Source organism: Streptomyces luteolus (assembly GCF_029968015.1).
GTDB lineage: Bacteria > Actinomycetota > Actinomycetes > Streptomycetales > Streptomycetaceae > Streptomyces > Streptomyces luteolus.
In genome coordinates this window covers 354,473-366,223 of record NZ_JASCIS010000001.1, presented here as the reverse complement: position 1 = coordinate 366,223, position 11,751 = coordinate 354,473, and the positions used below count along the sequence as shown (strand labels likewise).

11 protein-coding genes are annotated in these 11,751 nt (G+C 70.8%); 8 read left to right on the top strand and 3 right to left on the bottom strand.

What is annotated here, in order from left to right; translation table 11 throughout:
* Positions 1 to 20: 20 nt before the first annotated feature.
* Both QIT00_RS01650 and QIT00_RS01645 read right to left on the bottom strand, forming a co-directional pair.
* Positions 21 to 1,262 carry a L,D-transpeptidase gene (locus tag QIT00_RS01650; RefSeq protein ID WP_282533186.1) on the bottom strand — a complete coding sequence of 414 codons (1,242 nt, stop codon included), beginning with the start codon at positions 1,260 to 1,262 and terminating at the stop codon, positions 21 to 23.
* 199 nt (positions 1,263 to 1,461) lie between these two features.
* Positions 1,462 to 2,652 (bottom strand): L,D-transpeptidase, encoded by a 1,191-nt coding sequence (locus QIT00_RS01645; protein ID WP_282533185.1) that lies wholly within the window; start codon positions 2,650 to 2,652, stop codon positions 1,462 to 1,464.
* Between the two features lie 280 nt (positions 2,653 to 2,932).
* On the opposite strand from QIT00_RS01645, the gene QIT00_RS01640 reads away from it, so the two are divergent.
* The 7 genes from QIT00_RS01640 to QIT00_RS01610 all read left to right on the top strand — a co-directional run bounded on the left by QIT00_RS01640 (position 2,933) and on the right by QIT00_RS01610 (position 8,603).
* Positions 2,933 to 3,841, top strand: coding sequence for an ABC transporter ATP-binding protein (locus QIT00_RS01640; RefSeq protein ID WP_282533184.1), 909 nt, complete (start codon positions 2,933 to 2,935; stop codon positions 3,839 to 3,841).
* Positions 3,838 to 4,620, top strand: coding sequence for an ABC transporter permease (locus tag QIT00_RS01635; RefSeq protein WP_282533183.1), 783 nt, complete (start codon positions 3,838 to 3,840; stop codon positions 4,618 to 4,620). The genes QIT00_RS01640 and QIT00_RS01635 overlap by 4 nt, the downstream gene beginning before the upstream one ends.
* Positions 4,621 to 4,646: 26 nt before the next feature.
* Positions 4,647 to 6,011, top strand: coding sequence for a sensor histidine kinase (locus QIT00_RS01630; protein WP_282533182.1), 1,365 nt, complete (start codon positions 4,647 to 4,649; stop codon positions 6,009 to 6,011).
* Positions 6,001 to 6,633: a response regulator gene (locus tag QIT00_RS01625; RefSeq protein WP_282533181.1), complete on the top strand. Its 633-nt coding sequence runs from the start codon at positions 6,001 to 6,003 to the stop codon at positions 6,631 to 6,633. The genes QIT00_RS01630 and QIT00_RS01625 overlap by 11 nt, the downstream gene beginning before the upstream one ends.
* A gap of 128 nt (positions 6,634 to 6,761) precedes the next feature.
* Complete coding sequence (locus QIT00_RS01620) at positions 6,762 to 7,169, top strand: hypothetical protein (protein ID WP_282533180.1); 408 nt, start codon at positions 6,762 to 6,764, stop codon at positions 7,167 to 7,169.
* A 16-nt stretch (positions 7,170 to 7,185) separates the two neighbouring features.
* A complete protein-coding gene (locus QIT00_RS01615; RefSeq protein ID WP_282533179.1) occupies positions 7,186 to 8,328 on the top strand; it encodes a hypothetical protein in 1,143 nt (380 codons plus the stop codon).
* Positions 8,328 to 8,603 (top strand): hypothetical protein, encoded by a 276-nt coding sequence (locus QIT00_RS01610; RefSeq protein WP_282533178.1) that lies wholly within the window; start codon positions 8,328 to 8,330, stop codon positions 8,601 to 8,603. Before QIT00_RS01615 ends, QIT00_RS01610 begins: the two co-directional genes overlap by 1 nt.
* Before the next feature lie 173 nt (positions 8,604 to 8,776).
* Here the strand turns inward: QIT00_RS01610 and QIT00_RS01605 are convergent, their stop codons facing one another.
* Positions 8,777 to 9,355 (bottom strand): O-methyltransferase, encoded by a 579-nt coding sequence (locus QIT00_RS01605; RefSeq protein ID WP_282533177.1) that lies wholly within the window; start codon positions 9,353 to 9,355, stop codon positions 8,777 to 8,779.
* 371 nt (positions 9,356 to 9,726) lie between these two features.
* Here QIT00_RS01605 and QIT00_RS01600 point away from each other — a divergent pair, with 371 nt between their 5' ends.
* Complete coding sequence (locus tag QIT00_RS01600; RefSeq protein ID WP_282533176.1) at positions 9,727 to 11,748, top strand: M4 family metallopeptidase; 2,022 nt, start codon at positions 9,727 to 9,729, stop codon at positions 11,746 to 11,748.
* Positions 11,749 to 11,751: the final 3 nt, after the last annotated feature.

The following is an 11,751-nucleotide window of genomic DNA, read 5'->3' as shown; positions in this document are numbered from 1 at the left end:
CCAACCCCCCGGAAAAAATCCTACTTCTCCCACTTGTCCCAGTCGAGGTTCCAGGCGTTGAGGCCGTTCCACCACTGGATCTGCTTGTCCTTGGAGTTCTTCACGATGACCACGTCGCCGATCAGCGACTGGTTGTAGAACCAGGCGGCCGGTGTCCCGCCGTCGCCACCGCCGCGCTGGTCGCGCAGGCCGACGCAGCCGTGGCTGACGTTGGTGTTGCCGAACGTGGAGGGCGCCGCCCAGTAGTTGCCGTGGATGAACGTGCCCGAGGTGGACAGGCGCATGGCGTGCGGCACGTCCTTGATGTCGTACTCACCGCCGAAGCCGACCGTGTCGCCGTTCATCCGGGTCACCTTGTGCTTCTCGGTGATGACCATCTGGCCGTTGTACGTGGTCGTGGCCGGGGCGCCGGAGGTGATCGGGATGGTCTTGATCCGCTTGCCGTCGCGCTCGACCGTCATCTTCTTCGACTTGGCGTCGACGGTGGAGACCTGGCTGCGGCCGATGGTGAACGAGACGGTCTTGGCCTGCTCGCCGTAGACGTCGGGGCGGCCCTCGACGCCGTCGAGGTTGAGCTTCACGGTGACCTTGGTGCCCGGCTTCCAGTACTTCTCCGGGCGGAAGTCGATCCGGTCGTTGCCGTACCACTTGTGGCGGATCTCGACCTTCGGCTCGGCGCTGACCTCGATGGCCTTCTCGACGGCCTCCGGGCTCGTGATGCCGCGGGTGAAGCTGACCGAGAACGGCATGCCCACACCGACCTTGGAACCGTCCTCGGGCGTGAAGTGCCCGATGAACGTGTTCTGCGGGGTGAGGGTCGTGAACGTGGCGTCCTTCGCGGACGTGCGGCCCGCGGCGTCCTTCGCCGTGGCGTGGACCTTGTACTTCGTCGAGGCGGCGAGGTGGTGGTCGGGCTTCCAGGCCGAGCCGTCGGCGGTGATCTCGCCCGGTATCTCATTGCCCTTGGTGTCCGCGACCTCGACCTCGGTCAGCTTGCCCTCGTCGGCGGTTATCTTCAGGGCGCCGCTGGTGGCCACGGACTTCGCGCCGTCCTTGGGTGCGATCGTCACCACGGCCTTGGAGGGCTCGTTGGCCTTCGCCCGGCCCGAGCCGCCCTTCCCGTCGTCTCCCCCCGAACCGCCGCAGGCGGTCACGGCGAACAGTGCCGCGGTCAGTACGACGGTCAAGCCGGCCCTTCCCCGCCCGCTGCCGCGGCGCCCCCGCGCACCAACCGACGCCCCCGATATCGGTCGCCCGTTCACGATCTGTCTCCCCTCGCCAGGCCGGATCCGGCCCCGCACCCCTGCGCAACTCGCGCACACCGCAAGATTACCGGCACCACCTGCGACGACGACTCCCCCGGAATGTCACCGTTCGGTCCCAAGTGGCGGCGGGAGGCGAGGGGTTGCGGGCCCGGCGAGGGGAGGCGGGCGGCACCGCCGACGAGAGGTCCCGCCGAGGTCAGCGGCGCAGCGCGGAGCCCGCCCGCCACTTCTTCCAGTCCATGTTCCAGCCGCTCAGGCCGTTGTCCGGATCGACCTTCTTGTCCTTGGAGTTGACGACCTCCACGACGTCCCCGATCAGACTCCGGTCGAAGAACCAGCCCGCCGGGGTGTCCGAGTGGCCGCCCTTGACGTCCCTCAGGCCCACGCAGCCGTGGCTGACATTGGCGTTGCCGAACGTGGAGGACGGGGCCCAGTAGTTGCCGTGCAGGAACGTGCCCGAGGTGGTGAGGCGAATGGCGTGCGGCACGTCCGGGATGTCGTACTCGCCCTTGCCGTCGTTGTCCGTGAAGCCGACGGTCGCGCCGTTCATCCGCGTCACGTCCAGCATCTGGGAGATCACCATCTTGCCGTTGTACGTGGTGTTCTTGCCGCCGCCCGCGGTGATCGGCAGGGTCGAGAGGAGCTCGCCGTCCCTGCGTACCTCCATGGTGTGCTTGGCGGCGTCCACGACGGAGACCTGGCTGCGGCCGACCGTGAAGCCGAACTGCTTCCGCTGCAGGCCGAACACGCCGGGCGCGCCCTCCACGTCGCGCAGGCCGAGGTCGACGGTGACCTGGGTGTCCGGCTGCCAGTAGTCCTTCGGGCGGAAGTCCAGGCGGGTCTTGCCGAACCAGTGCCCGGCGATCTCCACGGGCGGGTCCGACCGCACCCGCACGGCGCGCTCGACGGCCTCGCGGTTCTCGATCTCCTGGTTGAACTCCAGGGACACGATCATTCCGGTGCCGACCGTGGAGCGGTTCTCCGGCTTCACGTACGCGACGAAACGCTCGTCCGGTACGAAGGTGGTGAACGTGACGTGGCGGGCGTGCCGGCGGCCGTGGCCGTCCAACGCGACCGCGTCCACGGTGTACTTGGCGGCGAGGGCGAGCTGCTGGTGCCTCGGCTCCCAGCGCAGTCCGTCCTCGGAGATCCGGCCCGGTACGACGGTGTCCTGCGCGTCCTGGAACTTGACCACCTTCACGGACTCCAGGCGCCCGGCGGGCACTTCGACCTCCAGCGCCTGGTCGGCGCTGACGCTGCGCTCGCCGTGGCGTGGGGTGATCCGGATCGCGTCCTCGGCCCTGCCCTTGCCGAACACCGCGTCGACCGAGTCGATCCCGCTGCCGGAGCAGCCGGTGAGGGCGGCCAGGAGGGCGGCGAGGCCCACCCATGTCAGTACTGTCGCAAGCTGTCGTCTCACGCCTGCACAACGACGCTGCCCGCTCAAGGGAAACGTGCCCGCACCGTCGACTGGCGCACCGTCGATCGCCCTGCGGGCTCGTCCTCAAACTCCCCCAGCCTTCGGCCGGGAGGTGCCCCCAGACGGGCTGGAATGGGTCCCGCTCCCGCGCCCGGCCGTCTTACCGGTCCATCAACCGATCGGTTGATGCCGGTTCGAGCGCGATGGGCGATGTCCAGGGGCGGGCGGCTCCGCGAAGCTCAAGTGCATGGCAATCATCGAGGTAAGGGACCTGAGGAAGGTCTACGGGGGCAGGGCCGTCGTCGACGGGGTGTCGTTCGCCGTCGAGGAAGGGGAGATCTTCGGGGTCCTCGGTCCGAACGGCGCGGGCAAGACCACCGCCGTCGAGTGCGTCGAGGGGCTGCGCGTCCCCGACTCCGGGCTCGTGCGGGTCGCCGGGCTCGACCCGGTCGCGGACCACCGCGAGGTCACCCAGCTGCTCGGCGCCCAGCTGCAGGAGAGCGAACTGCAGGCGAAGCTCACCGTGCGCGAGGCGCTGGAGCTGTACAGCGCGTTCTACGAGAAGCCGGTCGACTGGCGGCCGCTGGCCGAGCGGCTCGGGCTCGGCGAGAAGCTGGACTCCCGTTTCGGGAAGCTCAGCGGCGGCCAGAAGCAGCGGCTGTTCATCGCGCTCGCGCTGATCGGCGGGCCGCGCGTGGTCGTGCTCGACGAGCTGACCACCGGGCTCGACCCGCGCGCCCGCCGGGACACCTGGCAGCTGATCGAGGAGGTGCGGGCGAGCGGCGTGACGGTCCTCCTGGTCACGCACTTCATGGAGGAGGCGCAGCGCCTCTGCGACCGGATCGCGGTGATCGACCGGGGCCGACTCGCCGCGCTCGACACCCCGGCGGGCCTGATCGGGCGGTCCGCGAGTTCCACCGTCATCTCGTTCACGCCGTCCCGGCCGCTCGACCCGCGCGAGCTCGCCGAGCTGCCCGCGGCGACGTCCGTGACGACCGACGAGCGGGACGGCCGGGTCACGGTCAACGGCACGGACGACACCGTCAACGCCGTCATCTCGCTGCTCGCCCGGCAGCACGTCACCGCCCATCAGCTCCGCGTCGTCGACGCCACGTTGGACGACGCGTTCCTCCACCTCACGGGAGCCACGACATGAGTGCCCTCGCCACACCCACGCGTTCCCGCCGCACCCCGTCGCGGGCCGACGCGGCCGTCTTCAAGGCGGAGCTGGCGCTGTTCCGCCGCGAGCCCGGCAGCCTGTTCTGGATCATGGTCTTTCCGACCGGGCTCTTCGTCGTCCTCGGTACGATCCCCGTCTTCCGCGAGGTCGGCGAGGCCATCCCGGGGATGCGGCTCATCGATGTGTACGTGCCCATCGCCATCCTCACCTCCCTGCTCATGGCCTCCGTCCAGGCCATGCCTCCGGTGATCACCGGCTATCGCGAGCAGGGCATCCTGCGCCGCATGTCGACGACCCCGGTGCGGCCCGCCACGGTCCTCGGCGCGCAGATGGCGCTGCACGGGATCGCCGCGCTCGTCTCGGCGGCCCTGACGATCACCGTGGGTGCGCTCGCGTTCGACGTACCGCTGCCGAAGCAGGGTTTCGGGTACGTCCTGGCGCTGGCGCTCTCGGTGTGCGCCGCGCTCTCCCTCGGCGCCCTGCTCTCGGCTCTCTCGCGTACGTCGAAGGCGGCGAACGCGGTGGGTGCGGTGGCGTTCTTCCCGATGATGTTCAGCGCCGGCCTGTGGATGCCGGTGCAGACCATGCCGGACATGCTGGGCCGGATCATGGAGGTGCTGCCGTTCGGCGCCGCGTCCCAGGCGCTGAGCGCGGCCGGTGCGGGCGACTGGCCGAGCCTGGCGCACCTGGGCGCGCTCGCGCTGTGGACGGTGCTCCTGACGGGGGCGGCGGCCCGCTGGTTCCGCTGGGAGTGAGCCGGGCTGTGGACCAGACTGTGGCCATGGGCATCAGGTGCGGCATCACCTCCCGGCTGACCCGAGGGGCGGCGGAGGCGGCGCCCCTCGACGCGGCGACGGCGCACGCCCAGGTCGAGCGGCGCTGGGAGCTGTTCCTGCGCTGGGGCCCGTACGCCCTGCTCGGGTTCACGGCCGTGCTGCTCGTCGCCACCGACGGGTTCCTGCTCACGTCGACGGCCGAGCGGTGGGCGGCGGCCGCCCTGGTCGTGGCGGGGTTCGCGCTGCAGGTGTGGTGGACCCTGGTGAGTCCGCGGCACTCGGCCGGTCCGAGCACCGCGGGGGCCGTGTACTACGGGCTGCGCTGGGCGATCGCGTTCGTGCTGTCGTGGCTGAACCCGTTCGCCGCGTTCTACGCGGTGCTCGGCTACTTCGGCGCGGAGCGGGAGCTGCCGCGCCGCATGGTCCCCGTCGGCCTGTTCGGCACCGCGGTCACCATCGCCGGTTCGCAGTCCGGCGGATTCCCGCCCGAGGGCCGGTCCGGCTGGCTGCTGTTCGCCGCGGTGCTCGCCGTGCACATCGCGCTGATCTACGTGTTCGGGCAGCTCGCCGCGTACGAGGAGAAGCGGGCGACCGTGCACCGGGCGACCATCGCCGAGCTGGAGGAGACCAACGCCCGCCTCCAGCAGGCCCTGGACGAGAACGCGGCGCTGCACGCCCAACTCCTCGTACAGGCGCGGGAGGCGGGCGTCGCGGACGAGCGGCGGCGGCTCGCCGCGGAGATCCACGACACGATCGCGCAGGGCCTGACCGGGATCATCGCCCAGCTCCAGGTCGTCTCAAACGCCGCCGACCCGGCCCTCGCCGAGGAGCATCTGAACCGCGCGTCCGCCCTGGCCCGGCACAGCCTGGGCGAGGCCCGCCGCTCGGTGCAGAACCTCGGCCCGGCCGCCCTGGAGCACCACGCGCTGCCCGAGGCGCTGAAGCAGACGGTGACGGAGTGGGCCGAACGCACGGGTGTGCGCGCCCAGTTCACGGTCACGGGTACGGCGGAGCCGCTGCACGACGAGATCGAGGCGACGCTGCTGCGCATCGCCCAGGAGGCCCTGTCCAACGCGGACCGGCACGCGGGCGCGGCCCGGGTGGGCGTGACCCTGTCGTACATGGCCGGGGAGGTCGCCCTCGACGTGCGGGACGACGGCCGGGGATTCGACCCTTCCCCAAGCTCTCGGCTGCGCTCGAGCAGGGGAGACCCCAATGCCGTGGAGCCGTGTTCCGGCTCGGGCGGCTTCGGGCTCGACGGGATGCGGGCGCGGGCGGAACGCGTGGCGGGGGCGGTGACGGTCGAGTCCGAGCGAGGCCGGGGCACGGCGGTCTCCGCTCGCGTACCGTTGCTCCGCCATGACCAGTGACCGCATCACCCTGCTCATCGTCGACGACCACCCTGTCGTACGGGACGGTCTGCGCGGCATGTTCGCGGCGGCGCCCGGATTCGACGTGCTCGGCGAGGCCGCCGACGGGGTCGAGGCCGTCCGTCTCGCCGCCGAGCTCGACCCGGATGTCGTCCTGATGGACCTGCGGATGCCGGGCGGCGGCGGGGTGGCCGCCATCGAGGAGCTGAGCAGGACCGGGGCCCGCGCGAAGGTCCTGGTCCTCACCACGTACGACACCGACTCGGACACGCTGCCCGCGATCGAGGCCGGTGCGACGGGCTACCTCCTCAAGGACGCCCCGCGCGACGAGCTGTTCAACGCGGTCCGCGCCGCCGCCGAGGGGCGTACGGTCCTGTCCCCCGCGGTCGCCTCGCGCCTGGTGTCCCGGGTGCGCGCTCCGGGGAGCGAACCCCTCTCGGCCCGTGAGCGCGAGGTCCTCGCCCTGGTCGCGAAGGGCACGCCGAACCGGGAGATCGCCGGGGAGCTGTTCATCAGCGAGGCGACGGTCAAGACCCACCTGACGCACATCTACGGCAAGTTGGGCGTGAAGGACCGTGCGGCGGCGGTGGCGACGGCGTACGACCGGGGCATTCTCGGCTGAAACGGGCAGGCCTTGGGCGTATCGGGGCCGGGCCCTGTGACAGTTCTGTGACGGCGGCGCATCGGAGCCGTTGTTCTGCATGCATAGGTTCGCAGGACACCCGTGACGATCTGCCTCGAGGAGGGCACGTGGCCGAGGGGCCTGATCCCGAGAAGCGGTTCGACGACTCCGAACTGCTCGACATGTCCCAGGGCGACCCGGCGCAGGCCCGGCTGCTGCGCAAGTCCCTGGAGACCCTGGCCGCCGGGCACGGTGGCGACACCCTGAAGGAGATGGCGCAGGAGGTCCTGTCGGGCCGCTCCAGCCTGCGGGAGGCGGCGAACGTCTCCGCGTACTCCGAGGGGCTCATCGAGCAGGCGCAGCCGATGACCGAGAAGTGGGCGTCGATGTCCGACGTCGAGCGCGAGGAGGTGGCCGCCGAGGGGCGGCGCGCCATCGCCGCCGAGCAGGAGCAGATCGACGAGGAGCGGCGCGAGGCGGCCGCGGAGGCGGCGAAGAAGCAGCGGCACGACGGCCGCGGCTGGTCACTGTACTGAGGGGCGGGGGACAACCGTGGGTTTCAACGTAGAACCGGGTGCGATCGACGGCTTCGCCTCGCTCGTCTCGCGCGGCGCCGAGGGCGCCACGAAGGCCGTGGAGTACGCGAGCAACAACACGCAGATCGACAAGGCGCTCGGCGGCAGCCTCTGGGACACGGTCGCCGGCAGCCACGACGAGTACGTGGAAGGCGCCAAGAAGGCGCTGCGGAAGATGGAGAGCGTCCTCGGCTCGTCCCGCACGGAGCTGACCAAGTCCGCCTCGTACTACCGGGAGACGGACCGGGGCGAGGCCGAGCGGATGGACTCCACCTACCCGGGCTCCAAGAGCGGTGGCGGCGGCTCCTCCGAGGGCGGCAACGGCAGCGACTTCGGAGACGCGGAGGACGCCGCGGCGACGCTGAAGAAGCCGGAAGGCGACAGCGACAACCCGCTGGTCGCGTACGGCGAGGGGCACGCCGCGGAGTTCCAGCAGAGCCCGGTGCAGAAGTCGCTCGGCACGGTGCTCGACCTGGGCAGTCCGTCGACGGTGGCCGTGGAGGCGGTGAAACTCCTCTTCGGCGTGGACATCTTCGGCGAGATCAACAACTGGGTCTTCGGCGACTGGAACAAGTACAACGACTGCGCCACCGTCTGGGGCAACCTCGGCTCGTTCTGTGACGCGACGGCGGCGAACCTGAAGAAGGGCACCGGGAATGTCGGGGTGACCTGGCAGGGCAACGCCTATGACGCCGCGAAGGTCTACTTCGACGAATTCGGCGGGAAGCTCGGGCAGTACAAGGAGACCTTCGAGTCGCTGAAGACCTGCTACGAGCAGGGGGCCATGCAGGCGTTCCAGCTCGCCGAGGTCCTGAAGGCCGGCATCGTCTTCATCGCCGACATGGCGATCATCTGGATGGCCAACATGGCGGCGGCCGCCGCCATCAACGCCATTCCCGTCGGCGGCCAGGTGGCCTCCGTCGCCATGTTCGCGCTCGCCGCGGCGCAGGCCGTGATGATCATCGAGCGGTACGCGGCCCTGGTGAAGGCCTTCGACGCGACGATGCTCGCGATCACCGCGCTCGGCGTCACCATGGCCTCGGCGATCAACGGCTTCTCGGCGGCCGACGGCTTCCCCGAGGCCAGCTCCGCCGGCTACGACAACCGTGTGGTCTCGTGATGGGGTTCTCGTTCTCGGACGAGCAGCTGGAGATGTACCTCTCCCGGGCTCGGCTGCTGTCGGCGTTCACGGTGCCCGCGTATCTCGCGCTGCTGTTCTTCTTCGCCAACGAGGAGGGCTGGCGCTGGAGCCTGCTCGCCCTGCTCGTACTGCCGCCGGTGGCGGCGGTGTTGGGGCATATCGGGAAGCGGGACATTCGGCCGGGGCTTGCTACGGGGGCGATTGTTCTGTCGATTGCGCCGTTGCTGGTGGTGGGTGCGATCGAGTCGTTGTGATTCCCCTACCCGCCCCTTCCCGAAATCCTGCGGAGCTTCGGGGCTCCGCCCCGGACCCCGCTCCTCAATCGCCGGAGGGGCTCAATTTTGAGCCCCTCCGGCGATTGAGGAGGCCTGTCCGGCAGGACTTTCGGGAAGGGGCGGGTAGGGGAAAAGGCACGCACCCGCAGGGGCTAGCGGCGCGTGGCCACGACCGCCGAACTGGTGGGCGCCGTAAGGATCTCCGTAGCGGCCAGCGCGCCATGTGTGAGGTAGAAGACCCGCAGCTCGTCCACCTCGCCCTCGAAGCGGGGCGGCCACTCAGGGGACGGGGTGAAGTCGTCCATGACGAGGACCCCGCCGGGGGCGAGCAGGTCGACCACGGCCTGCGGGTCGTCCCGCTTGCCGCCGCCGTCGCAGAAGAACACGTCGAACGGCGCGTGCTGTTCGAGCAGCCGCCAGTCGCCGGTGAGCACCTCCACGCGCGGGTCGCCCGCGAACACGGCCGACGCGCGGCGCGCCAGTTCCTCGTCCCGCTCGACGGTCACCAGGCGCGCCCCGGCGCCCAGGCCGCTGTGCAGCCAGGCCGTACCGACCCCGGCGCCCGTACCGCTCTCCGCGATCAGTCCGTCCGGCTTGGACGCGGCCAACGCCCGCAGCAGTCGGCCGACTTCGGGGATGCAGCTCTTCCCGAACCCGAGATCGGCGGCGATCCCCTCGGCCGTCGTGACGCGGGACGGGATCTCTCTTGATGACGTGCTGACGGTGTCCATGCGGTCCCCCTTGTCCTGTTCAAGCTTGACTCGCAGCGCATGATGCCATCAGGTGCGCGGTCCGCCGGTCCACCGGTCCGCCGGTCCGCCGGTCCGCCGGTCCACCGGACCGCCCGTATCCGGATAGCGAACACCCCCCTCCGCCCAACGGACCAGTTCCGGCCAACCTGCTGACGTGGTCCTGACATGTCCCGTCTCTGCTGACACTCTTCCCCTGCACCGGACGTGTCTGCTCCCCCACGGCTCCACCGCCGACGCGTCCGTCGCGTACTCCCCCACGTGCACCGTGCTCTGCCTTGTTCTGCCCGGGCGGCCACCCACCGTCCGGTCCCGTCGGCCGCGCGATCCGCGGCCCGCAGAAGGAGTCAGCCGTGACACGCACTTCCCCACGCACCTCCCCCCGCTCCCGCAGCAGACGCACCGGCGCCGTCGGCGCGCTGCTCGCCACTGCCGCGCTGCTCTCCGTCGGCCTCCAGTCCGGGCCCGCCGCGGCCGCGGGCAAGGCCGACCCGGGTGCGCTGCCCGCGAAGCTCTCCCCGTCCGAGCGCGCCGAGCTGCTGCGCGACGCGGACGCCGAAAAGGCACGTACGGCCAAGGAGTTGGGCCTCTCCGGCGCCGAGAGGCTCGTCGTCCGCGATGTCGTCCAGGACCGGGACGGCACCACGCACACCCGCTACGAGCGCACGTACGACGGACTGCCCGTCCTCGGCGGCGACCTGGTCGTCAGCAAGAGCGAGGCAGGCCGCACCGAGGCCGTGGCCAAGGCGAGCCGGGCCGAGTTGAGCGGCGTCGGCACCCGGGCCGAGGTGACCGCGAAGGCCGCCGAACGCCAGGCGGTCGGCATCGCGAAGGCCGACGGCTCGACCCGCACGGAGGCCTCGCCCCGCAAGGTCGTCTGGATGGGCCACGGCGGCGCGCCCGTCCTCGCGTACGAGACCGTCGTCGGCGGGCTGCAGAAGGACGGGACGCCGAACGAGCTGCACGTCGTGACGGACGCGCGCACCGGCAAGAAGCTCTTCGAGCGGCAGGCCGTGCACAACGGCACCGGCAACACCCAGTACAGCGGCCAGGTCACCCTCGGCACCGCCCAGTCGGGCAGCGGCTACACGCTCAGCGACACGAACCGCGGCAACCACCGCACGTACAACCTGAACCGCGGCACCTCGGGGCAGGGCACGCTGTTCAGCGGGGCCGACGACGTGTGGGGCGACGGCAACCCGTCGAGCCCGGAGACCGCGGGCGCCGACGCACACTACGGGGCCGCGCTGACCTGGGACTACTACAAGAACGTGCACGGCAGGAGCGGCATCCGCGGGGACGGCGTCGGGGCGTACTCGCGGGTCCACTACGGCAACAACTACGTCAACGCCTTCTGGCAGGACAGCTGCTTCTGCATGACGTACGGCGACGGCGACGGCAACGCCAAGCCGCTGACCTCGATCGACGTGGCCGCGCACGAGATGACCCACGGCGTCACCTCCAACACCGCGGGCCTCATCTACAGCGGCGAGTCCGGCGGCCTCAACGAGGCGACCAGCGACATCTTCGCCGCCGCCGTCGAGTTCCACGCGGGCAACGCCCAGGACGTGGGCGACTACCTCGTCGGCGAGAAGATCGACATCCGCGGCGACGGCACCCCGCTGCGCTACATGGACAGGCCGAGCCGCGACGGCGCCTCGAAGGACGCCTGGTACGCGGGCATCGGCAACATCGACGTGCACTACTCCTCGGGCCCGGCCAACCACTGGTTCTATCTGCTCTCCGAGGGCAGCGGGAAGAAGACCGTCAACGGCGTCGCGTACGACTCGCCGACCTCCGACGGGCTGCCCGTCACCGGCATCGGCCGGGAGAAGGCCGCGCTGATCTGGTACAAGGCGCTGACCACCAAGTTCAACTCCCGTACGGACTACGCGGGTGCGCGGGCCGGGACGGAGGCGGTGGCCGCCGAGCTGTACGGCGCGTCGAGCGCCGAGTACAAGGCCGTGCAGGACGCGTGGGCGGGCGTCAACGTCGGTGCGCGGCCGGGCGGCGGCGACCCGGGCGGTTCGGTGTACGAGAACACCGCCGACGTGGCGATCCCGGACAACGGGGCGGCGGTCACCTCGAACGTCTCCGTGGCGGACCGGACGGGGAACGCGCCGTCCGACCTCAAGGTGGGCGTGGACATCGAGCACACCTGGCGTGGGGACCTGGTGGTGGACCTGGTCGCGCCGGACGGGACGGTGTTCAACCTGAAGCCGTACAGCTCGTCCGACTCGGCCGACGACGTGCGGACCACGTACACGGTGAACGCCTCCGGTGAACGCGCCTCGGGCACCTGGAAGTTGCGGGTGCGGGACCGGGCGGCGCAGGACACCGGGTACATCAACAGCTGGAAGCTGACGTTCCCGTAGGAC